The sequence below is a fragment of the Moraxella ovis genome, from assembly GCF_900453105.1.
GTDB classification, from domain to species: Bacteria; Pseudomonadota; Gammaproteobacteria; order Pseudomonadales; family Moraxellaceae; genus Moraxella; species Moraxella ovis.
In genome coordinates, this window is record NZ_UGPW01000001.1 from 2044491 (window position 1) to 2067939 (window position 23449).

At 46.8% G+C, this 23449-nt stretch carries 20 protein-coding genes, 2 tRNA genes and 2 pseudogenes; 7 read left to right on the forward strand and 17 right to left on the reverse strand.

Annotation, left to right across the window (positions count from 1 at the left end; all coding sequences use genetic code 11):
- Window positions 1-21: 21 nt before the first annotated feature.
- Window positions 22-1428 (reverse strand): 23S rRNA (uracil(1939)-C(5))-methyltransferase RlmD, encoded by a 1407-nt coding sequence (gene rlmD / locus DYD54_RS09825; RefSeq protein WP_084260699.1) that lies wholly within the window; start codon window positions 1426-1428, stop codon window positions 22-24.
- Between the two features lie 141 nt (window positions 1429-1569).
- Here rlmD and DYD54_RS09830 point away from each other — a divergent pair, with 141 nt between their 5' ends.
- Window positions 1570-2307, forward strand: a complete 738-nt coding sequence (locus DYD54_RS09830; protein ID WP_063514729.1) for a sulfite exporter TauE/SafE family protein — start codon at window positions 1570-1572, stop codon at window positions 2305-2307.
- A 59-nt stretch (window positions 2308-2366) separates the two neighbouring features.
- On the opposite strand, the gene DYD54_RS09835 is transcribed toward DYD54_RS09830, so the two are convergent.
- The 7 genes from DYD54_RS09835 to DYD54_RS09865 form a co-directional block, all read right to left on the reverse strand.
- Window positions 2367-2885, reverse strand: coding sequence for a hypothetical protein (locus tag DYD54_RS09835; RefSeq protein WP_063514730.1), 519 nt, complete (start codon window positions 2883-2885; stop codon window positions 2367-2369).
- Between the two features lie 162 nt (window positions 2886-3047).
- A complete protein-coding gene (locus tag DYD54_RS09840; protein ID WP_063514731.1) occupies window positions 3048-3821 on the reverse strand; it encodes a 3'-5' exonuclease in 774 nt (257 codons plus the stop codon).
- A gap of 19 nt (window positions 3822-3840) precedes the next feature.
- Entirely contained in the window at window positions 3841-4746 is a 906-nt protein-coding gene (gene cysM, locus DYD54_RS09845; protein ID WP_063514732.1) for a cysteine synthase CysM, read from the reverse strand.
- Window positions 4747-4830: 84 nt separating this feature from the next.
- Window positions 4831-6921 (reverse strand): polyribonucleotide nucleotidyltransferase, encoded by a 2091-nt coding sequence (gene pnp, locus DYD54_RS09850; protein ID WP_063514733.1) that lies wholly within the window; start codon window positions 6919-6921, stop codon window positions 4831-4833.
- A 184-nt stretch (window positions 6922-7105) separates the two neighbouring features.
- Entirely contained in the window at window positions 7106-7372 is a 267-nt protein-coding gene (gene rpsO, locus DYD54_RS09855; protein ID WP_036367197.1) for a 30S ribosomal protein S15, read from the reverse strand.
- A gap of 157 nt (window positions 7373-7529) precedes the next feature.
- Window positions 7530-8453 carry a tRNA pseudouridine(55) synthase TruB gene (truB, locus tag DYD54_RS09860; RefSeq protein ID WP_063514734.1) on the reverse strand — a complete coding sequence of 308 codons (924 nt, stop codon included), beginning with the start codon at window positions 8451-8453 and terminating at the stop codon, window positions 7530-7532.
- Complete coding sequence (locus tag DYD54_RS09865) at window positions 8453-8854, reverse strand: ribosome-binding factor A (RefSeq protein ID WP_063514735.1); 402 nt, start codon at window positions 8852-8854, stop codon at window positions 8453-8455. The genes truB and DYD54_RS09865 overlap by 1 nt, the downstream gene beginning before the upstream one ends.
- 703 nt (window positions 8855-9557) lie before the next feature.
- On the opposite strand from DYD54_RS09865, the gene DYD54_RS09870 reads away from it, so the two are divergent.
- Both DYD54_RS09870 and DYD54_RS09875 read left to right on the forward strand, forming a co-directional pair.
- The gene (locus tag DYD54_RS09870; RefSeq protein ID WP_172459612.1) at window positions 9558-10409 is read left to right on the forward strand and encodes a DUF2382 domain-containing protein; all 852 of its coding nucleotides are present in this window, start codon (window positions 9558-9560) and stop codon (window positions 10407-10409) included.
- A gap of 185 nt (window positions 10410-10594) precedes the next feature.
- A complete protein-coding gene (locus tag DYD54_RS09875) occupies window positions 10595-11104 on the forward strand; it encodes a YsnF/AvaK domain-containing protein (protein WP_063514737.1) in 510 nt (169 codons plus the stop codon).
- 129 nt (window positions 11105-11233) lie between these two features.
- Here DYD54_RS09875 and infB read toward each other — a convergent pair.
- The 7 genes and pseudogenes from infB to tpiA all read right to left on the reverse strand — a co-directional run.
- Window positions 11234-13789 (reverse strand): annotated as a pseudogene (infB, locus tag DYD54_RS09880) (translation initiation factor IF-2); the annotation flags it as partial.
- Between the two features lie 176 nt (window positions 13790-13965).
- The gene (gene nusA / locus DYD54_RS09885) at window positions 13966-15447 is read right to left on the reverse strand and encodes a transcription termination factor NusA (protein ID WP_063514738.1); all 1482 of its coding nucleotides are present in this window, start codon (window positions 15445-15447) and stop codon (window positions 13966-13968) included.
- 48 nt (window positions 15448-15495) lie between these two features.
- Window positions 15496-15993 (reverse strand): ribosome maturation factor RimP, encoded by a 498-nt coding sequence (rimP, locus tag DYD54_RS09890; RefSeq protein ID WP_063514739.1) that lies wholly within the window; start codon window positions 15991-15993, stop codon window positions 15496-15498.
- Between the two features lie 195 nt (window positions 15994-16188).
- A tRNA-Met gene (locus DYD54_RS09895) sits at window positions 16189-16265 on the reverse strand.
- A 110-nt stretch (window positions 16266-16375) separates the two neighbouring features.
- Window positions 16376-16460, reverse strand: a tRNA-Leu gene (locus tag DYD54_RS09900).
- 68 nt (window positions 16461-16528) lie between these two features.
- Window positions 16529-16855 (reverse strand): preprotein translocase subunit SecG, encoded by a 327-nt coding sequence (gene secG / locus DYD54_RS09905; RefSeq protein WP_063514740.1) that lies wholly within the window; start codon window positions 16853-16855, stop codon window positions 16529-16531.
- 43 nt (window positions 16856-16898) lie between these two features.
- The gene (gene tpiA, locus DYD54_RS09910) at window positions 16899-17636 is read right to left on the reverse strand and encodes a triose-phosphate isomerase (RefSeq protein WP_063515049.1); all 738 of its coding nucleotides are present in this window, start codon (window positions 17634-17636) and stop codon (window positions 16899-16901) included.
- A 217-nt stretch (window positions 17637-17853) separates the two neighbouring features.
- On the opposite strand from tpiA, the gene pilB reads away from it, so the two are divergent.
- From pilB to coaE, 4 genes are read left to right on the forward strand one after another with little or no spacing between them, the layout of a single operon-like run.
- Window positions 17854-19509 (forward strand): type IV-A pilus assembly ATPase PilB, encoded by a 1656-nt coding sequence (pilB, locus tag DYD54_RS09915; RefSeq protein ID WP_063514741.1) that lies wholly within the window; start codon window positions 17854-17856, stop codon window positions 19507-19509.
- Window positions 19502-20749 (forward strand): type II secretion system F family protein, encoded by a 1248-nt coding sequence (locus tag DYD54_RS09920; protein WP_084260702.1) that lies wholly within the window; start codon window positions 19502-19504, stop codon window positions 20747-20749. The genes pilB and DYD54_RS09920 overlap by 8 nt, the downstream gene beginning before the upstream one ends.
- The gene (locus DYD54_RS09925) at window positions 20746-21648 is read left to right on the forward strand and encodes a prepilin peptidase (protein WP_063514742.1); all 903 of its coding nucleotides are present in this window, start codon (window positions 20746-20748) and stop codon (window positions 21646-21648) included. The genes DYD54_RS09920 and DYD54_RS09925 overlap by 4 nt, the downstream gene beginning before the upstream one ends.
- Window positions 21649-21691: 43 nt before the next feature.
- Entirely contained in the window at window positions 21692-22330 is a 639-nt protein-coding gene (gene coaE, locus DYD54_RS09930) for a dephospho-CoA kinase (RefSeq protein WP_063514743.1), read from the forward strand.
- On the opposite strand, the pseudogene DYD54_RS09935 reads toward coaE, so the two are convergent.
- A pseudogene (locus DYD54_RS09935) lies at window positions 22327-22882 on the reverse strand (DUF924 family protein). The gene coaE and the pseudogene DYD54_RS09935 sit on opposite strands and share 4 nt — an antisense overlap.
- A 13-nt stretch (window positions 22883-22895) precedes the next feature.
- Window positions 22896-23444: a GNAT family N-acetyltransferase gene (locus tag DYD54_RS09940; RefSeq protein WP_063514744.1), complete on the reverse strand. Its 549-nt coding sequence runs from the start codon at window positions 23442-23444 to the stop codon at window positions 22896-22898.
- Window positions 23445-23449: the final 5 nt, after the last annotated feature.

A 23449-nucleotide genomic window follows, 5' to 3' on the forward strand; every position in this document is an offset into this window, starting at 1 on the left:
AGTTTAGCATGTTTTGTGCCATCATGACTTTTCAAATCTTACAATGCTCTCTACATGCGACGTATGGCAGAACATGTCCATCACGCCTGCATGGGTCAGGCGATAACCCTGAGCGGTGATCAGCGCTGTATCACGCGCAAGCGTGGCAGGATCGCATGAGACATATACGATGCGCTTGGCGTTAAATTTGCCAAGATATGCCATGACCTCTAGCGCGCCTGCACGTGGTGGATCAATGAGCAGCGCATCCACATCCTGCACCCATGGCTCATCTGAGAAATCTTGAGTTAAATCTTGAGCGTAGAACTTAGCATGATGAATGCCATTGGCAGCAGCATTCATCTCAGCGCGCTTGGCCATCTGAGTGCTACCTTCCACGCCAATGACTTGACCAGATTGACCCGCCATACGCGCCAACGGCAAGCTAAAATTACCCAATCCACAGAACAGATCAAGCGCGCGCTCGCCTTCTTGTAGGTCAAGCAGCTCGCACGCAAACTTAATCATCTGGCGATTCACCGACAGATTCACCTGCGTAAAATCGAGCGGCGAACACTCCATGATAAGATCAAAATCAGGCAAATGATAATACAGACCACCGACAGGCGGAACGGTCTGAGTATTCGGCAGATCCTTAGCATCAATACGGTGCACACTATCAGCACCCTTAGGCTGTAGGTACAGCCGCCATCCAACCGATCGACAAAATTCAACGAGCGCCGCCTGATCAGCACGGTTCATCGGCTTGATGTGGCGGACAATCATGGCGACTTGGGAATGCTCATCACCCACAGCAAATTCTAGATGCGTAATGTCCGTCTTGGCGGTTAGCTGTTTTAAGATGTCTTTTAAAGCCTGCAAATACTCATTGATACGCACATCCAGAATGGGACAATCAGCCACATCTGTCAAAAAATTACTCGAACGCGCTCGAAATCCCACGATCAGCTCATTACCACGAGGCAAATATCGCACACCTAGACGAGCCTTGGAACGATAGGCTGCACGATCACCAATCACAGGCAGCAGCCACACATCAGGAATGACTTTGGCGTGATGCATCAGATGGTTGGCTAGTACCGACTGCTTATGAGCAATCTGAGCATCTGCCTGTAAGTGCTGCAGGCTACATCCGCCACAGACTCCATAATGCTGACAAAAAGACATTTGTCTGTCCTGACTTTTTGTCATAATGCTAACAGCATCCGCCTCATCAAATGACTTCTTAGAATGCGTAATCTTTGCCATCACTGTCTCATCAGGCAGCGCAAAATTCACAAAGATTTTTTTACCTTGTTTGTCGCCGTGCATCTCACCATAGACTGCCACGCCTCGCCCTTCATGGGTTAGCCCATTGATGGTCAAGGTGATTGGTGATGCGGTGTTGGACGATGAGGGTCTGCGCCTTTGTCGTTGTTGTCTTGCCATGATGAGTGAATGCCTGCTTGATCGGTGGGTGGGTTGTGTATTATATCATGTTTTTAAAGGCGTTCTTTTACGCTGCTTACAAAGCTTATCAGATGACCCAAGCTATGATAAAATGACTTTCGTATTTTTAAGATAATCATCATGTCTGAATTACTGCTGTCTTTTATCAACTTTCTCACCTCAACCATGACTGGTATCACAGGGCTTGGTGGTGGCATGATTTTGGCGGGGGTCATGCCGATGTTCCTACCAACCGTTGCCATCATTCCGGTGCATGGCGCAACTCAGTTTGCCAGCAATGCCAGTCGCGCGTGGTTTGGGCGCAGACACGTGGACATGACATACATCAAGCCCTATCTGATCGGTACGTTGATTGGCGCAGTGGTATTTGGGATTCTAGTGCGCTTCATCAAGCTTCTTGACCTGATTCCGCTGTTGATTGGCTTTTATATTTTGCTTACCCAATGGTCGCATAAATTTAATGAGCTATTAAAGAGTTTTGAGAACTTTGGCATGATTGGGTTTTTGCAGACAGGTATCGGTCTTTTTGTTGGTGCGCCGGGTCCCATGCACATGCCACTACTCATCAAAAAATACAACAACAACCACGTCGTCGTCTCAACCGCCTCTGCCATGATATCCATCGTGCACTTGATTAAGCTCATCATGTATGTGTCGATGGGCTTTGTGTTTGTGGATTATTGGCAGGTAATCGTGATGATGATCATCGGCGCCATCATCGGCTCATGGGTAGGTACCAAGCTGCGCCACCGCATGCCCATGCCATGGCTCAAGCGCATCCTGCCTTGGCTACTAACCATCATCGCGATTAAAATCATCGCTGACAATGCCATAAAGTTAAATTTTGCATGGGGCTGACGTAAATAAGCCCCAAACCCCACATCATTTCCTAAATTTTTTAGCTTTTATGATAAAAATTAGTAGGGAAATTTTGGTAAAAATAACTTACCACAAAGCATTGATGAGATTCCGCCAATCATGGTAAATAGTATCATGACAGGGTATTGTTTGATAGAATTGTCATAAAGTCTGCTTGATATATAATGAGCGGGCAATCCATTTGCCAAATCATTGATAATCAAAAATAAAATGGCAAGCATCAAAAATACCACGCAGCACAAAAATCCTTTTAAAAATAGACCAATATAATCCTTTTTTTGTTTAATGTAAATTTGACTTTTAGCAATCCAAACACCCATCATCAAAGCAGGAATAATGGCGACAACAAAAGCAATGATAAAAAATGCCACGATGAGGGCAAACCCATAATTATTCATGCTTTGCTGATTTAATAAGACAATTATCAACAAACCCAAGAAAGACAGCAAAAATCCAATCATAGGGACAACAAAAGCGTAAGCCAAAATCACTTTTACTTTTGGATAAATAAACCCGGGTTGTTTACCAGAAGCTAGGATTTCTTGTTTGGTTGTCATTTTAATTACTCTTTTATTCTTGGAGCTGGCATATATAAACGCTAAATCCCACTTCATTTCCTTAAAGTTTTTAGCTTTTGTGATGGCGCACCGTAGTTAAATCTAAACTCAGATTTTTTAATCCAATAAAAAGACACCCAATCATCATTGGGTGTCTTTTTATTATTGCCAAGCATCTAAGAATCGCTCGTGGCGCAGTGTGTCATCAGGATTTTTGATTTTTGAGACGAACTCATGCGTCTGCTCAATCATCATCTCGCAGCCATCAAGGTCTGCCTTACCAGTCAAAATCAACCATCTAAGGTAAATAAGCCAAGTATTAAGCACGTCCGATTCACAATACGTGGTCAGCTTCTGCCAGTCGCCACTTTGCACCATCGGCACAACTTGAGAACCATCAATCTCACCTTTGCCTGCAAAGCCGCACAGAGCAGCGATGGTATCGAGCTTTTGCTTGCTGTAGCCATTATACAGCGACATTTTATCCATCAAATCAACATGCATCTCACCATAGCGATACAGATAATCTGGCTTGTTCGCTGAATTAAACAAAGCAGGTGCGCTGATCTTATGATGCAGTGCGCGGTATAGCAGTACAGGGACGTCAAACCCTGAGCCATTCCAACTGACCAGCACGGGCTTTTTGGCAAACGCGCGAAAGAACTTTCTTAGAATATCTGCTTCAGTCAATCGATCCAGCGCAAGTGAGTGCAGTGAGAACTCCCCATTTTCCACCCACAAGAATGACAAACAAGCAATCTTATGCAAAGGCAAACGCATAAAGTCATTGCCCGCCTCGGCTTGACGCAAGGCGATGAGTGCGGTCAAAGCATCATCGTCTGACAAGTATTTTAGCTCAGGATACAGACGTCTTCCCGTCTCAACATCAGGAATCGTCTCAATATCAAAAACCAGAATTGGGCTTGCGGTATTCATGCACTCTCCTATGTTTGGCTCAATCAATCACACCGAACAGACCCGTTGATAAATAACGATCACCACGGTCACAGACGATGAATGCGATGATGGCATCAGGGTTGTTCTTGGCGATCTGATGCGCCGCCCAAGCCGCGCCGCCACTTGATACACCGCAGAACACACCTTCTTCTTTGGCAAGTTTACGCATATAGATCTCAGCGTCTTTTTGATTGACATCCATCAGAGTATCGACCAATGATGCATCAAAAATCCCCGGCAAATACTCTGTCGGCCATCTTCTGATGCCCGCAATGCTTGAATGCTCATCAGGCTGTAATCCGATGACTTGGATGTCGGGGTTTTGTTCTTTTAGGTATTTTGATACGCCCATGATGGTGCCTGTCGTACCCATCGAACTGACAAAATGCGTTATCTTGCCGTCAGTCTGCGCCCAAATCTCAGGACCTGTGGTCAGATAATGAGCCTCTTTGTTATCGTCGTTATTGAACTGATCTAGCACGATACCAAGCCCATCAGCCTGCATCTGTAGCGCCAAATCACGCGCCTCCTCCATGCCCTGCTCCACTTCGATCAATGTCGCCCCATAGGCGGTCATTGCATCTTTACGCTCTTGGGTGGAATTTTTTGGCATGATAAGCGTCATCTTATAGCCTTTCATGGCTGCGACCATGGCAAGCGCAATGCCGGTGTTGCCGCTTGTCGCCTCGATCAGTGTATCGCCAGGCTTGATGTCGCCACGTTTTTCGGCTTGGTCAATCATGCTAAAAGCAGGACGATCTTTGACCGAGCCTGCTGGGTTATTACCTTCAAGCTTGGCAAGTAGCGTTGCGCTTGTGTCGTTGGCAAGCCGAGACAGCTTCACCAATGGCGTCTGTCCAACACAGTCAGCAAGAATGGTGGTTTGATTAATAAAATTCGTCATTAGCACATCCTAATATTATAATTTTGGCTAACAGTTTCTAAAAACCGCCCTATGAAGGACGGTTTTGTAAGTTCAATTCGCTTATTATTGCTCAATGCCTTTCATGGTGAGTTTGATGCGACCACGATTGTCGATGTCTTGCACTTGAACTTTAACAGTTTGACCTTCTTTTAGGTAGTCGCTGACATTCTCTACGCGCTCATCAGAGATTTGGCTGATATGCACTAGACCATCAGTACCTGGCAGGATGGTCACGAACGCACCGAATTCAACGATACGAGCAACCGTACCTGTGTAGATCGTGCCTAGTTCAACCTCAGCGGTGATCGCCTCAATCTTAGCGATGGCGGCACGGGTAGATGCCTTAGATTCACCAAAGATGCGAATTACACCGTTATCATCAATATCTACAGTCGCGCCAGTCTCTTCAGTTAAGGCACGGATGGTTGCACCACCTTTGCCGATCACATCACGGATCTTCTCTGGGTTAATCTCGATGGTCGCGTAGTTCGGTGCGTATGCATTGATCTCTGTGCGAGAAGTTGCGATCACTTCGTTCATGGCATTTAGAATGTGGATACGACCAGCGTGGGCTTGGCGTAGAGCTTGCTCCATGATGTCGGCGGTGATGCCTTCGATTTTGATGTCCATCTGTAAAGCGGTAATGCCGTTGACCGAACCTGCTACTTTAAAGTCCATGTCGCCCAGATGGTCCTCATCGCCCAAGATGTCTGACAATACCGCAAAACGGTCGCCCTCTTTGACCAGACCCATGGCGATGCCTGCCACAGGTGCTTTGAGCGGTACGCCTGCATCCATCAACGACAAAGATGCTCCACAGACCGATGCCATCGATGATGAGCCGTTCGATTCGGTGATATCAGATACCACGCGGATGGTGTATGGGAAGCGTTCAGCTGCTGGCAACATGGCTTGAACACCACGACGTGCTAGGCGACCATGACCGATTTCACGGCGTTTTGGACCGCCTTCACGACCGGTCTCGCCCACTGAATAGTGTGGGAAGTTGTAGTGTAGCATGAAGTGATCTTGCTTAGTGCCTGACAGGCTGTCCACCAAGTTCACGTCACGGCTGGTGCCTAGCGTGGTGGTTACCAGCGCCTGAGTCTCACCACGAGTAAATAGCGCAGAACCATGCGTATAAGGCAACACACCCACTTGAATGTCAAGCGCACGTACAGTCTCTAGATCACGTCCATCGATACGTGGCTTGCCTGATAGGATGTTGTCACGTACGGTGCGATATTTTAGAGTCTCGAACAGCTCTTTGATCTGAGCAACTTTATCCGCATAATCTTCTGCTGTCTCATCGCCTGCTAGAGCCAATGCTTCATCTTTTAGTTCGTCTAGACGTGCATAGCGATCTTGCTTAACAGTAATGGTGTACGCCTCGCTCACCTTGGCGGTGAATTGATCTTTTAGCTGTGCGTTTAGCTCTTCGTTGATCGCAGGCGCGACAAATTCAGCCTTAGCATTACCAACCGCAGCCGCAAACGCGTTGATATTTTCAATCACAACTTGCTGCTGACCGTGACCGTATAGTACCGCGCCCAGCATTTGATCTTCTGACAGCTCGTCCGCTTCAGATTCAACCATTAGCACAGCAGCCTTCGTACCAGCAACCACTAGGTCAAGTTGGCTTTCTTTCATTTGAGCATGATTTGGGTTTAGTACGTATTCGCCATTGATGAAGCCGACACGAGCTGCACCGATTGGGCCGTTGAATGGTGCAGGAGAGATGGCAAGTGCTGCAGAAGTACCAATCATCGCTGCGATGTCTGCATCTTGGGTCTTACCTGATGAGATGACGGTCGCAGTGACTTGAATTTCGTTCACATAGCCTTCTGGGAATAGCGGACGGATCGGACGGTCAATCAGACGACTGGTTAGCGTCTCAAACTCTGACGCACGACCTTCACGCTTGCCATAGCCACCAGGGATTTTACCTGATGCGTACATTTTTTCTTGGTAGTTGACAGTCAATGGGAAGAAGTTCTGACCTGCAACTGCTTCTGGACGAACAACAACCGCCACCAATACCGACACGTCACCCATGTGAACGAGTACACTATTGGCCTGACGAGCAACACGGCCCGTCTCTAGAACAACTTGTTGATTGCCATACTGGAATTCTTGGCGAATGATATTAAACATAGTATTTCCTTTAATAAACTTGGACACGGTTTAAAGCCCTAAGAGATGTTTTAACTGTAATTATTTGATTTATAAAACATTTCTTAGAGTTCTAAGACCACTGTCCACAATAAACATAAAATGACAAAAACGGCACGCAAACGCACACCGTTTTTGGTAAAAATTAGCCGAGCTAATTTTAAAATTAACGGCGTAGACCCAAAGATGCGATCAAATCAGTGTAACGATTTAGATCTTTACCTTTTAGGTAGTCTAGAAGTTTACGACGTTGGTTAACCATACGGATAAGACCGCGGCGGCTGTGATGGTCAGCTTTGTGGGCTTTGAAGTGGTCTTGTAGGTCGTTGATACGAGCAGTTAGAAGTGCAACTTGTACTTCTGGGCTACCAGTGTCATTCTCAGCGCGCTTGTATTTTGCGATGATGTCGATACGATCTTGATTAGTTAGCATAACTAAATTCCTATATGAGCAATGCGAAATAATTCGGGCAAGCATTGCATTGCTAAAGCCTGCCTAAGCCTATTGGCATGAATTTTCATTATATCATGGAAATTCAAAAATGTCATTTGAAAATCAAAACAAAACCACACACAACTCAGCAATATTTCTAAGCTGAAATGACTCTCACAGGCTGCAGCCGTCCATTTCTCTCCACCTGTCCAAGCCCGATAAACTTATCATCACAATACAGACGCACTTGTAGAACATCAGCATCAAACACCAAATCACCAATACGGTCTTTGATATTAAGCCGCTGCCCCATTTTGATGCGTGCTGTTTCGTCCGTTGTCAGTTTAACAATAGGCAAATGATCAAGCAGTACATCTATCGGTAGCAGTTTGCCAAAGCGCTCATCAAAAGATAAATCTGAAAGCTCATCGACGCTTATCGCATCCGACACGTCAAATCCGCCTGTGCTGGTGCGGTGCAAAGCGGTCAAATGCCCCACCGTGCCAAGCCGTTCAGCTATCGTCTCGCCAAGCACGCGCACATAAGTGCCTTTAGAACAGATGACATCAAGGGCGATTTCATCATTGCTTAATTTATTTAAAGCCAAATGATGAATGATAATGAGGCGTGGCTGTCGCTCTATCTCGATACCATCTCGGGCATATTCGTAGAGCTTTTTGCCGTCTTTTTTTAGGGCGGAGTACATGGGCGGGGTTTGTTGTTGTTCGCCCAATAAATCGCAAGCCAATTCATCAAGCCCCTGCTCGTCAAAGGGCACAATATCCTGCTGGGCGATGACTTGCCCTTCTTTGTCGCCTGTGTCGGTCTGCTCGCCAAGTTTGATAATCGCGGTATAGCCCTTATCAGCATCTAGCCCAAAGCTGCTAAACTTGGTCGCATCCCCTAAGCAAATCGGCAAAAGCCCTGTCGCCATGGGGTCAAGCGTGCCTGTATGACCTGCTTTTTTGCTGTCAAAATCTGCTGACATAAACAAGCGTTTGGCTTGGGCAAGAGCTGAATGGGAGCTGATGCCGATGGTCTTATTCAGTAATAATACACCCGAGACGATCTGTTTTGACATTAAGAATTATCCGTATCGCCAGCCTCAGATTCGCCAGTTTTTTGCATGGCTTGACTGACCAGATTCATCATGTGATTGCCGTGAGCGGTAACTTCATCATAATGAAAACGTAGGCGTGGCGTGGTACGAGTCTTCATGGTGTGTGACAGCTCGGTACGCAAAAAGCCTGCTGCATTTTTAAGCACATTGATGCTTTCTTGATGTGCTTCTTTATTCATGCCACCATCTTGAGATGGCTCCAAAATGGTGACATAAACATCCGCATAACCCAAATCAGGGCTGACTTTGACGCCAGAGATGGTGACAAAACCAGTCAAACGCGGGTCATTAATCTCATCGCGAATCAGCACAGAAAGCGTACGCTGGATTTGGTCGGAGAGTCGTTGTAATCGTTGGTTCATCATTGCCTCTTTTAATCGGTTAAAATCAGTTGGAAATTGTTGAAATGATTAAATCATTATAAATGTTTAAAGCTTAATCAAACAACAGTTTTTAATTAAATAACCGTGGCGCATTTTTATTGAATTTGCCATTAAATGTTAATTTAATCTTAAATCACGCCAGTTGCGACATAGTATAGCTCATTTATGCCAACAACGCACGCCAAAGACTAAGCCTCCCGCACATTTAAAATCCATCAATCGCTAAATTGGCTTTTAAATTTGTCATGAAATTAGCAAATTTAAGCTAAAATCCAGCTAAAAATCCCCAAACTGCTTCGCTGACCGATAAAAATCCGTTAAAAAAGCACCCACAAATAACAGCCCGATTACACAACCACCCAAACCCATACAGAATTTACGCAAGTTTACATTGATTTACCTTGGGTCGTAAAATGCCAAAAAAACTGCCCTATTTTTTGACAAAAAACGCCTATTATTAAATTTTGAATCGCCTATACTAGGACACATGAAGTTGTCCTACAGTGACCGGATGGAGAATATGATTTCTTAACTTTGTTGATTACTTGGAGTCATATGATTACTTGGAGTCATATAAAAAAGGCATCAAATTAACGATTAAGACCGATGCCCAAAACGCAAATCATTGATGAATTGCAACAGCAATTTACGACATTAAATTTTGAATTTGAATAAGGAACACATTATGAGCAAGCTAGTTCGTTTACATGACATTGAAACCACCAACAGTGAAGTTTTAGGTGAAGGCTATTACAACCCTATCGGCAAGACCGCATATGGCATTGGACAAGAAAAAATTGGTAAAGTAGAAGATGTATTGGTAGAAGTTGATACTGGTAAAGTTCGCTATTTGGTTGTGGACGCTGGCGGTTGGTTCTTCTCAAAAGAAGTATTAGTACCAGCAGGTCTGTCTCGCATTGTAGGCGATGAAGTATATTTCGACAGCCTAACCAAAGATCAAGTCGAAGCGATGGAAGCTTATGACCGTGACTATGTGTACAGCTACGAAGAGCAATACAACAAAGACCGTGCATTCTATGCTGCCGACACACTACCAGCTGAAAGCCGCCTAGACCTAAACGAAGCACACTACACAGCGCCAAACACGCTAGAGCTGCTTGAAGAGCGTCTGACTGTCAATAAAGACCGCATCGTCGCTGGCATCGTAAGCCTAGGCAAGCATGTCGTGACCGAAGAGCGTCGTGTAGAAGTTGACCTAGAAGAAGAGCATGCACACATCGAGCGTGTAGCGGCAGATCGCCCAACAGACCGTCGCATCGGTGATGATCTAGGCGCAGACACCATCAGCGTTGAGCTAGAAGCTGAGCGTGCTAATGTCAGCAAGCAAACTTATGTAACCGAAGAGATCACCCTAGGCAAAACCACTGACACTCGCACTGAGACCATCCTAGAAACCATCCAGCGTGAAGAGCTGAATGTCGATGACCTAGGTAATGTGGTGGACAGACACGGCAATGTCGTGAACTACGAAGGCATCACTGCTGATGAAGTACGTCGCGCTCGTGGTCTATGATTGACTGATGAGTTTGGCATCATGCCAAAGACACGAAAGTAATCGAAAAGCCAGAGTTATCGCTCTGGCTTTTTTAGATGAAAATCATCGTTTAATCATCGTTTATTATTTGTTTAATTATTTACCAGCGACCAGCATCACAATTTACCAACAGCAGATCAATTTTAAATTTAAGGAAAAATCACATGACAAAAGACATCAACGACAACACACTCACCGACCCACAAGTGCTCGAACTCTTAGAAGAGCGTGCCCACATTCACAAGGACAGAGTCAGCACAGGCAAAGTGGTGCTTTCAAAGCAGACCCGCTCTCGCACGGTGAATCTGCCCATCACTTTGACCGAAGAATACCTTGTCATCACTTATAAAGAAGACAACTCACCGCTCAATCATCATAAACCTGTGAGCGATGATGCTTTGATCGACATCATCGACAACACCGCTAACACGCACGCCCAGATCAGCATCAATGGCAAAATGCAAAGTTTGGCACTCGATGGCTCTGTTGAGATTTTGCTGTCTCGTGAGACTGCCACCGTCACCAAAAGCACACACGCCATCGAAGATGTCAGCCTTGACGCTAAGACCATCAGCAAAGAACACATCTTTACCACCGAGCTGAAAAAAGAAGTACTGGATGTCAAAGGCGACGAAACGCTCATCGCCAATGATGTACTGATTGATGGTAAGTAAGATGAATGATTGGTGATGCCAAATCTTAGCCCATAATTCCAGTCTCTAAATTCTAGACTTTATCAGCCGCTTGCTGAATTTTTGACATAAAAAAACACCCCAAATTATGGGGTGTTTTGTTGCTTTGTCTTACAGCTGGCGCTTAACTTCGTGAACCTCAAAGACCTCGATCTTATCGCCCACTGCCACTTCATAACCTTTGACTGCCAGACCACATTCCATGCCTGCTTTAACTTCATTGACGTCGTCTTTGTAGCGACGCAGTGATTGTAGCTGACCTGTGAAGATTACCTTGTCATCACGCAGAACGCGGATTGGCTTGTTGCGGTAGATGGTACCTTCTTGAACCATACAACCTGCTGCCGCGCCAAACTTACTAGAGCGGAACACGTCACGAACCTCAGCGGTACCCAAGATCTTCTCACGATGCTCTGGTGCCAACATACCGCTCATCGCAGCTTTCACGTCATCGATCAGACCATAGATGACGCTATAGTAACGAATATCTAAGCCTGCTTCATCAGCTTTACGCTTACCTGCCGTGTCGGCACGCACGTTAAAGCCAAGAAGTACAGCTTCACTAGATTCCGCCAAGATCACGTCAGATTCTGTGATGGCACCAACGCCTGAGCTGATAACACGCACTTTAACTTCATCAGTTGAGAGCTCCTCAAGGGCGCTAAGCAGCGCTTCGAGCGAACCACGAACGTCGGTTTTTAGGATAATGTTCAAGGTCGCAATATCATTACCCATGCTCTCAAACAGCGTATCTAGGCGCATCTTATTCTGACGCTCTAGAACGCGATCACGCTCACGTGCCGCACGAAAATCTGCCACCTCACGGGCTTTTTTCTCATCAGACACGACCAAAAACTCACTGCCTGCCATCGGAGCATCAGGCAAGCCCAAGATTTCCACAGGAATGGATGGTCCTGCGGTCTTGATGCGATCGCCATTCTCATCGGTCATCGCACGCACTTTACCATAGAATTCGCCAGCCAGAACCAGATCGCCTTGGTTGAGCGTGCCTTTTTTGACAAGTAAGCTTGCCACCGCACCACGACCCTTGTCAATGCGTGACTCAATCACCACACCTTGTGCCGCACCCTCAACAGGGGCTTCGAGCTCCATGATTTCTGCCTGAATGCTGATGGTTTCTAATAGATCATCGACGCCCATGCCTGTCTTGGCAGAGACTTGCACCATTGGTACATCGCCGCCCCACGCCTCAGGCACAACTTCTTTTACTGCCAATTCGTTGATAACGCGATCTGGATCGGCGGTATCTTTATCCATCTTGTTGATGGCGACAATCAATGGCGTGCCTGCTGCGCGCGCATGGTCAATCGCCTCTTCGGTCTGTGGCATCATGCCATCATCAGCCGCGACGACAAGCACAACAATATCGGTCGCCTGCGCACCACGAGAACGCATGGCGGTAAAGGCGGCGTGACCTGGGGTATCTAGGAAGGTAATTACACCACGATCGGTTGTAACATGGTACGCACCGATGTGCTGAGTAATACCACCAGCTTCACCGCTTGCCACTTTCGCTTCGCGGATCTTATCAAGCAATGAAGTCTTACCATGGTCAACGTGACCCATAATAGTCACAACAGGTGGACGCGCTTGAACGTTGCCTGATTTCTCATCAACAGCCTCTTGAAGGTCGTCTTCTAGCTTGGTATCAGACACCAACACCAAGTTATGACCAAATTCTTCAACCACAAGACCTGCCGTGTCTTGGTCAATGGTGTCAGATTCACGAACCATCTCACCCATTTTCATGAGTGATTTGATGACCTCGCGAACCTTAACCGCCATCTTCTGAGCAAGGTCAGAAACAACGATCGATTCACCAACTTCAACATTATAGACAATCTTCTCAACAGGCATCTCAAACTTATGCTTGCCTGACTGAGATGATTTTAGTCCACGCTGCTTGGTCTTGATCTCGAGCTCTTCTCTGCCTTTTTTCTTGCCGCCTTTTGAACGGCTAGAGTTGGTGTTAGTGCCACGCTTAATCTCGCGACGCTCTTTTTCAAAAGATTCTTCAAGTGCTGCACCCACCAGACCTTTGGCAAGCGGCTCGTCTTTACGAACGATGATGCTTGAGTTGTCTTCTTTGTCGCTATAACGGCTTGCCATCTGCTTCATCTGCTCTAGCGTGCGTTTTTGCGCTTCTTCGGCAGCTTTGCGGCGGTTTTCTGCTTCTAATTGACGCAGCTTCTCTTCTTCAGCTTCGCGAGCCTTACGGGCTGCTTTGTCTTCAGCAGTTTCTGATTTGGCAGGTTTTGGTGTAGGTTTCTTGGCTTTGTTGTCAGCTTTATCAGACTTATCATCAGTAGCTTCGTCGTCTTTTTTGGCTTTTTTGACGACAACAGATATTGATGATGAGGTGGTTTTTTCTTGATCATTGCTGCTTGCGCGCATGGCGGCAAGGGTAGCAGCTTGACGTTCGGCAGCTTCTTGTTTATTGCGTTCAGCAGCCTGTTTTTCTTCGGCAGCTCTTAGGCGTGCTTCTTCAGCAGCTTTGGCCTGAGCGGCGACTTCTTCAGCGATTTTGTTGGCATCTGGCTTCTCAAAAACGATCTTTTTTGTTTTGACGACATTGACCGCTTTTGCTTTACCTGATGTACCAGTTACTTTGGCAGTAGATGTGGTTTTTGATTTAATGCTAATACGTTTATTATCTTTATTGGTATCTGTCATGTATTCACCTGATTTTGTGTTTTGGCAAGGGCGACTTGTCGTCGCCTGTTGTCTTATTGCTTGCCAAATCACTCAAAAAATTAGGTGTTTTGGCAATGACTTAATTAAATGTACCCATCACAAGGCACTCACACCAGTGGCGCGCATGGTTATTCGAACCACGATTTACGAGCGTTCATGATGATCTTGCCTGCAAGTTCACTGTCCAGCCCTTCAATGTCTTCGATGTCAAAGACTGCTTGTTCTGCCAAGTCGTCTAGCGTAATTATATCGCGCTCAGACAGCTTATAAGCGATCTCAGTCGTCATGTCTTCTAGCGCAAGCAGCTCAGCACTTGGCTCTTTGATGTTCTTTTGTTTTTCAAGCTCATCAGCGATAACAACTTCTTTGGCGCGTTCTTGGATGGTGGCGATCGCTTCGTCATCAAGACCTTCGATGTCATGGAAAGTCTCAACTGGCACATAGGCCACTTCTTCGATGCTGGTAAAGCCAATCTCAACCAAAGCTTCTGCCAGATCACGATCGACTTCTAGACGCTCATAGAATAGGTCGATATAGCCTTGAGATTCTGATGCTTGGCGCTCTAGATATTCAGACTCTAGCATCATGTTTAGCTTGTAGCCTGTTAAATCAGATGCCAGACGTACGTTTTGACCTTGAGAACCGATGGCGCGAGCAAGTTGGTCATTGGTCGCAAAGATAATGTCGGCAGTCTTAGCATCTTCGTCTAGCACCAGGCTAGATACGTCAGCAGGCTCAAGGGCGCTGATGATGTACTGAGCAGGATCATCGCTCCATACCACCACATCCACGCGCTCACCATCAAGCTCTTGTTGTACTGCTTGGATGCGAGTACCACGCATGCCGATGCACGCGCCTACTGGATCGATACGATGGTCGTTCGTCTTAACAGAAATCTTAGCGCGCAGACCTGGCAGACGAGCCACATCACGCACCTCAATGATGCCCTCGCTGATTTCTGGTACTTCTTTGGTCATCAAAGCAACCAGCATGTCTTTGTGCGTGCGAGACAGCAGCAGCTGTGAACCACGACCGTCACGATTCACTTGATGCAGCAGTGCGGTCACGCGTGATTTTGGACGCAGCATTTCACGAGGCAATGCTTGGTCTTTTGGCAGATAACCCTCTGCATTGTCGCCTAAGTCAATCACATAACCATCACGGCTTTGTTTTTTGACCTCGCCTGTGATGAGTTCTCCCACACGAGCTTCAAAAGCATCGGCAACCAAAGCACGCTCGGCCTCACGGATTTTTTGAATGATGACTTGCTTGGCTTGGGTGGCGGCGATACGGCCAAATTCGATAGACTCGATTTGTTCCTCTTTGATGTCGCCGATCTTCCATTCATTCTCATCAAGATCACTGATGGCAAGCTGACAAGCTGGCATCTCATGATCTTCGTCAGCGACCACCGTCCAATAACGATAAGTATCATAATCGCCAGTCTTACGGTCAATCGCCACGCGAATCGCCACTTCTGGCTGCTCGGTATAGACTTTTTTCTTGGTAGATACGACTAAGGCTTGCTCAATCGCTTCAAAAATATCTTCAGGATTTAGCCCTTTTTCGTTACTGACCGTCTCAACAACGGTTAAAATTTCACGGCTCATCTTCGATCCTTTGGGTTAATTTTGGTTGGTTGGTTTTATGTTATTGACTCAATCTTCATAAATCAGATGAGCTTTATCCACATTATTAAATTCAATGTCAAATTCTAACTTATCTTCGGTGACGACCTTCATGCTCGTCTCGCCCACCTCAAGCAGACGACCCACGACCTTGCGGCGCTTAGTGTCGCCCTGTCCGATGGCATGAATCAGGCGCAAATTAATAATCTCACCAACAAATAACGCCACCTGCTCTGGGCTGAATAACGGACGGTCAAAACCAGGGCTTGAGACCTCTAAAATATACTCGCCTGCGATAGGGTCATGCACATCCAATACGCCTGACACCTGATGATTGACCGCAGAACAATCCTCAATGGTCACATGCTCGCCATTAGCACGCTGCTCAGCGCTGACTTCGATATAAATTCTTAGCAAAGATTTGCGACCTTGTGGCATGAACTCAATACCCCAAAGCTCAACGCCACAGGCGTTCACCGCCGGAGCGATTAACTCGGTCAATTCAGCAATTTTACTCGATGGTTTCATGTATTTTCATGTATCCTTGGTTAAATATGGCTGCTTGTATTGTAGCATCACTAAACGACAAATACAAAAAAACCCACAAAACGCGTTAGTGGGCTTTAATCGTCAATCAGCCTAGCCTTATTATCTATATAAATTCTACTAGATCGTAAGACACCTTATTTTATAAAATAAAACCAAAATAAGGATTTTAAAAAGTGGTAGCGGGGGCTGGATTTGAACCAACGACCTTCGGGTTATGAGCCCGACGAGCTACCAGACTGCTCCACCCCGCATCAATTTAGACCGCTATTATAGCATGCATTTTGATTTTGTCAAGACTTTTTTGAAATTCATAAAAGTGTTCAACATTCAGTTTAATTAATGCTGCCTAACAGCTAATATTTGGTGCGATCGGAGGGACTTGAACCCTCACGCCGTGAAGCACTACCCCCTCAAGATAGCGTGTCTACCAATTCCACCACGATCGCAAAATAGGTGCTTATTTTAACGAGTATTATTTAAAATATCAAGCGAAAAAACTAAAATTATCAACAAATCACTCGCCTGCTGGCGCACTTGGCGCTTGGGTTGGCACCGTGGTAGCAGGAGCACTCTGAGCGGTCGGCACATCAAGACGAAGCTGATCTTCTGCTTCACGCTGCGCATACCATGCCAAGGCAAGACTGGTGATAAAAAACACGGTCGCAAGCACAGCCGTGATGCGCGTCATGAAGTTGGCCGAGCCTGCCGCACCGAATACCGTGCCTGCCGCACCTGCGCCAAATGACGCGCCAGCATCTGCACCCTTACCATGCTGAAGCAAAATAAATCCAACCATGACGATCGCCACGATGATATGAACCGCTAATAATACTGTAAACATAATAAAACCACTATAAATAAACTATATAAAGACAACCCAAAGATCAGCTAAATGCCTGTGCGATGACTGTAAAGCTATCTGCCTTTAACGAAGCGCCGCCCACCAATGCACCATCAACGACATCACAAGCAGCGAAGTCTTTGGCGTTCTTATCATTCACACTGCCGCCGTATAGCACGCTGATATCTACCAAGCCTTGCTTAGTCAGCTGGTTCTTGATGTGGCGATGCGTGACTGCCACTTCATCAACGGTCGGGGTTAAACCCGTGCCAATCGCCCATACAGGCTCATACGCGATCAGTAGCTGATCGGCTGGTGCATTTAGACCATCTAGTACAGACAGCTGCTGATCAAGCACGCTTAGGGTCTGACCGCTCTCGTATTCATCTTTTGTCTCGCCCACGCACAGCACAACAACCAGACCTGATTGGAAGGCTTGGGTGATTTTTTTGGCAAGCATCTCATTGGATTCTGCATGGTAGGTGCGTCGCTCCGAATGACCGATCAAGGTAAATTTGGCGCCCAAATCCGTCACTTGTGCCGCTGACACGTCGCCTGTGAATGCACCTATCTCACCAAAAGCACATACGTCCTGCGCACCCACCCAAACAGATGAGTCTTTTAGGATGTCAGTGACCGCACCAAGATGCAAAAAAGTTGGCGCACAGCCCAAATGGCAGCTTGAATTGTCCGCCACGCCCTTCATGGCGTGAGCCAATGCTACTGCTTCGGTTAGCGTTGCTGGGTTTAGTTTCCAATTGCCAATGACATACTTTGCCATATTGCACTCTCTTTGTTCTTTGTTGATGCGCCAAGCGGTCGGCATGGTCAAAAATCATTTAAACGCATTATTATAACGCATTTTATTGTCATTACACACATAAAATTGTGTGTTTTTCGTCTCATGTCAATCTCAAAGCATAAAAATTTCAGCCAATGTGCTGTCAAATCACAGCAAATATAGTATATTACAACAATACTTATAAAATTGTTAATCCATGAACCACACCACCACAGGACTTGCTCGAATTATACTAGATAAAGCACTCATCAATCATGACGTGCTTGGGGCTGCCATTGATGACGCTAGTGCCGCGCAGATTAGCCTTGCTCGCCATCTAGTGCGACATGGCGTACTGTCCTCCGATGTGATCGCCAAGACTTTATCTGAGAGTCTGGGCATAGACTTGGTGGATTTGGATAAATTTAACATCAAAGAGCTGCCCTTGCATCTGCTTGATGATGCGCTCATTGCACGCCACGAGGTTTTACCCCTTGGTCAGCGCGATGGGCAAATTTTTATCGCCACCAGTGACCCGACACGCACGCAAGCAATGAGCGAGCTTGGCTTTGCAACCAATGCGCACATCACGCCCGTTCTGGTCGATGAGAATAAACTCGTACGCATCATGCAAAGCCTGCATCTAGGCGCGGTGCTAGAGCTTGGCGAGGACGATCATGAACTGCCCGATAATGACGGTGAGACAATGCTTGATGCGCCGACCGTTAAATTCGTCCACAAGACATTAAGTGATGCCATCATCATGGGTGCATCAGACATTCATTTTGAACCGTTCGATAAGCATTATCGGGTAAGATTTCGCATTGATGGCATCATGCAGACCATCGCAAACCCTCCCAAGGCTTCAGGCAATAAAATCAGTACCCGCCTAAAAGTCATGGCACGTCTAGACATTGCCGAACGACGAAAGCCGCAAGATGGACGCATCAAATTTCCCCTGCATGAAGGCAAATCGGTTGATTTTCGTGTCAGTACCACGCCCACACTCTTTGGCGAGAAGATCGTCTTAAGGCTACTAGATTCTGCCCAAGCCCTAATCGGCATTGATACGCTCGGCATGAATGATGCCCAAAAACAGCTGTTCCTTGATGCACTAAACCGTCCTCAAGGCATGATCGTCATCACAGGCCCGACAGGCTCTGGTAAGACGATCTCGCTATACACCGCGCTTGGCATCCTAAATCGACCCGAGATTAACATCCAAACCGTCGAAGACCCTGTGGAAATTCACCTAGATGGCATCAATCAGGTCAATATCAACCCAAAGATTGGGCTTGACTTTGCTGATGTGCTAAGAGCTTTCTTGCGTCAAGATCCCGACGTCATCATGGTGGGCGAGATTCGCGACGCACAGACCGCAGAGATTGCCATTAAGGCGGCTCAGACAGGCCACTTGGTGCTGTCCACATTACACACCAATTCTGCCATCGACACCATCATTCGCCTAAAGAACATGGGCGTGGCAACCTTTAATATCGCAAGCTCTCTAAGTCTCATCATCGCCCAAAGGCTCGTCCGCCGTCTGTGCGGTGACTGTAAGCAGCCCTTAGACATCCCTGCCCAAAGCCTGATTGAGCTTGGCTTTAGCCCAGATCAAATCGGCACAGCCAAGCTATATAAGCCCGTCGGTTGCCATCAATGCAAAGACGGCTACAAAGGACGCATAGGCATCTATGAGATGCTGCCCATCACCCCTAAGCTCGCCACGCTCATCATGAGCGACGCGCCGACTCAGGCACTTAGCGAATTTGCCAAAGAACACGGCATGATGACCCTTAGACAATCTGCCATGCATCAGGTCATCAGCGGCATCACAAGCCTACAAGAGATGGAGCGTCTCACAGGTGCCTAAATCCATCAAAACAGCCAAGCTGCGCCAAATAAATAAGCCCAAAGATAAAACCTTTAGCTATAAAGGCATCTCCGCACAAGGCAAAAAAGTAACGGGCGAAATCAATGCCGCCACCCTGCAGCTTGCTCGATTAAAGCTGCAAAAAGAAGGTATTACACGCCCAAGACTTAGCCAAAAAAAGCCGTTTTTACCAAATTTCACCAACAAAATAAAATCGCTAGAAATTACCCTGTTTTTCCGTCAGCTTACCACCATGCTATCGGCAGGTATCCCGCTCATCCAAGCACTTGACATCACCAACCAAAACAGCAAAAACCCTGCATTTAGCACCATCATCAACCAAATAAAAACAGACATCGAATCAGGCTCCAACTTCGCCAATGCGCTTGGCAAGCATAAAGCATTTAGCCGATTATCCATCGCTTTGGTGCAGGCAGGCGAACAGTCGGGCGCGCTAGACACCATGCTAGATCGCATCGCAAGTCACCAAGAAAGCCTTGAGGTCCTAAAAAACAAACTCAAAAAAGCCTTGCAATATCCTGCGCTTGTTAGCATTGTCGCCATCGCTGTAACGGTGATTTTATTGGTAAAAGTTGTGCCTATCTTTGCCAAGACATTTAACGAGATGGGCGAGAGCTTGCCACTGCCGACTCGATTTATCATGGCGTTATCCGATGGACTGGTGGCTAATTTTTGGTGGATTGTAATAAGCGTGCTTGCCATTAGCCTTGGTCTTATTTGGTACAACAAAAAAACAGGCAAGGTCAAACTTTGGCTTGATAACATCGCCCTGAAATTGCCTTTGATTGCTCCATTAATAAAAAAAGCGGTCTTGGTACGATTCTCAAGGACGCTTGCCACGACTTTTGAGGCGGGCATTCCACTATTAGCCGCGCTGGATTTATCCGCCAAAGCCACCAACCATCACGCATTCATCAAGGAGCTAAACAACATCAGCACCAAAGTAAATAGCGGTCAAAGACTCAGCCAATCCATGAGACAAAGTACACTATTCCTACCGATGACCGTGCAGATGATCGACGTGGGTGAAGAATCCGGCAAGCTCACCGAGATGCTAAATAAAGTCGCCGATTATTATGACAATGAAGTCAGCGAACAGATCGACGGATTAACCAGCCTGATCGAGCCCATCATCATCGTGATACTTGGCATCATCGTGGGCGGAGTTGTGATTGCGATGTATTTGCCAATTTTTCAAATCGGGGCGAGTGTATCATGATTGATTTGTTAAACATTCTCACCCAAAACCATGCGCTATTTTTGATAATGACAGGGATATTAGGGCTCATCGTTGGTAGCTTTATCAATGTCGTGATTCATCGCATGCCTAAGACCATGCTGAGCGAATGGCGACATGAGATCAGCGAATTTATCGCAGCAGATGAAGCACTCAAGGACGCCACCAAGAACGACGTTCAAGCGCACTATCAGCCCAACCCTTCACCCAATCCATCCACCCTACGATCACGCTGCCCACATTGCACAGCCGTCATCGCTTGGCAGCACAACATTCCCGTAATTAGCTACCTACTTCTGAGTGGTCGCTGCGCATCCTGCCAAGCAAAGATATCCCTAAGCTATCCCGTCACGGAGCTCTTAACGGCGGTGTTATCAATACTCATCGTTCATCATTTTGGTGTGAGCATTCAGGCGGGGCTGGCGCTGATCTTTTTGTGGTATTTGGTTGCTTTATCAGGAATTGATTATCACACCAAGCTGCTGCCCGATCGCCTACTTGTGCCGCTTGGCATAGTCGGTCTGATCGCCAACACTCAACATGTCTTTACCACGCCAAGTCTTGCCATCTGGGGGCTAGTGATGGGCTTTGTGGTGTTTTGGGGAATTAATGCATTGTTCAAGGTCATCACGGGAAAGGATGGTATGGGGCTTGGTGATGCTAAGCTGCTTGGCTTGCTTGGCGCATGGCTCGGGATGTTCTACTTGCCGATGATTGTCTTTATCGCTGCACTGCTTGGTGTGATCGCAGGCATCATTAATAAATATCGACAAGATGAGGAAGCCTTTGCCTTTGGGCCTTATTTGGCGATGGGCGGCTTGTTTTCACTATTATACGGCGAGAAGATATGGTCGTGGTATGGCGTGTTAGCACTGGGCTAAACGTTGGCTTGATTGACTTACCAGCTTAAGCATTGGAGGATGTATGAGTGAATTAATCATCGGATTGACGGGCGGGATTGGCAGCGGTAAGAGCGCAGTGAGTGACTGGTTCGCCATGCGGGGTATAGACGTGGTCGATGCTGATGTCATCGCTCATGCCATCACCGCTAAAGGCAGTCCTGTGCTGGATGAGCTGAAGGAAGCTTTTGGCGACTGGGTCATAGATAGTGATGGCAACTACAATCGCGCCGCCATGCGTGAACACATCCTAAAGCATCCTGCTGCCATCACCACCCTAAACGCTATCACGCATCCACACATTCAAGCACAAATCAAAGACGCCCTTACAAAGAGCACGTCTACCTATTGTATCTTATCGGTGCCGCTTTTGGTCGAAGGCATGGCAAAATCCCCAAACTTAGCCGAGCTGTGTGACAGGATTCTGGTCGTGGATGTTCCTGAGTCTACCCAAATAGACCGCGCGACCAAGCGCGACCAAATCAAGCTGTCACACCATCAAGACCCCATCGCCTACGTTAAGACCATCATCGCCAAGCAAGCCACACGCCAACAACGGCTGGCAGTGGCCGATGACGTGGTGGATAATGGTGGTACGCTAGATGAACTGTATGTACAGCTTGAGCGGCTGCATGAGGGTTATTTGGCGATGGTAAAGTGCTAAAACGACGAATTAGGCTCTTTTAAGAATTCTAATTCTTCAGCCGTGCTTTCCCTGCCCAATATCTCATTACGATGTGGGTAACGACCGAAACGCTCGATGATGTCCTTATGTCGATGCTCAAAGTCAAGCGTCACGGCATCACCAATCCGCTCAAAAATATCCACCGCACGCTCATGTATGCTTAGACTCTCTGAGTGCATGAACGGCATGGCGGCAAATATCCGAAAATCCACCGGCAACTCGTTACAGCCCACCAAAGCCACCGCCTCTTGAGCCAAAATAAGCACCAAATCATCGGCGGCGAATGCCTTTGGTGTGTCGCGATAGACATTGCGACTAAACTGATCTAGGATAATGATCTCCGCTAATCTGCCATAATGATCAGTACGCCAGCCCCAGAGCTCGCCCGCTCTCGCCTGATCGATCAAATCTTAACTGCTCAGCGATTTTATGGTCAAATTCATCAGATTTGGCAAACCAAAACGGCTTATTATCCGCATCGAACCAAAAATTTAGCACACGGTTCGCCACCTCATTCGTGGTATAAATCATCATCAATCCTTACTTATTTTCTTATCCAATATCTTCTCATGGCGCGACCATATTCAAATGGCTGATCAGGTGTGATTATGCGCTCTAGCACGCCGCCGCACTTTTCGATGACTTTTGCGCTCGCGACATTATCATCGCTACACGTTACCAACACATCACTCACGCCAAGTTCGTTCAAGGTCTGCACGCCAAATGCCAGCATCGAAGTCGCAACACCTCGCCCCTCAAAATCAGGATGCGTGGTATAACCAATATGACCGCCATACATTCCTAAGAACTCATTAAGCTCGTGGCGCAGATTCAACATGCCCACCACGCCATCGCCATATAAGGCAAGATATATTGAACTTGGCATCTTATCATAGCCAAATCGATTGGTACCCTTCGGTGCATAGACATAGCTTAGCCAATCATCATAAGCGTCGGCATCATGTAACACATCAAACGCTGACAACTCATCAGTACCATGAATTAACGGCTGACCATGTTCATCAAATGCGCGCACAAAATCAACCACAGTCTTCCTGTGTTCTGTCTTAGGTTGCACAAACAATAAATCCATCATCG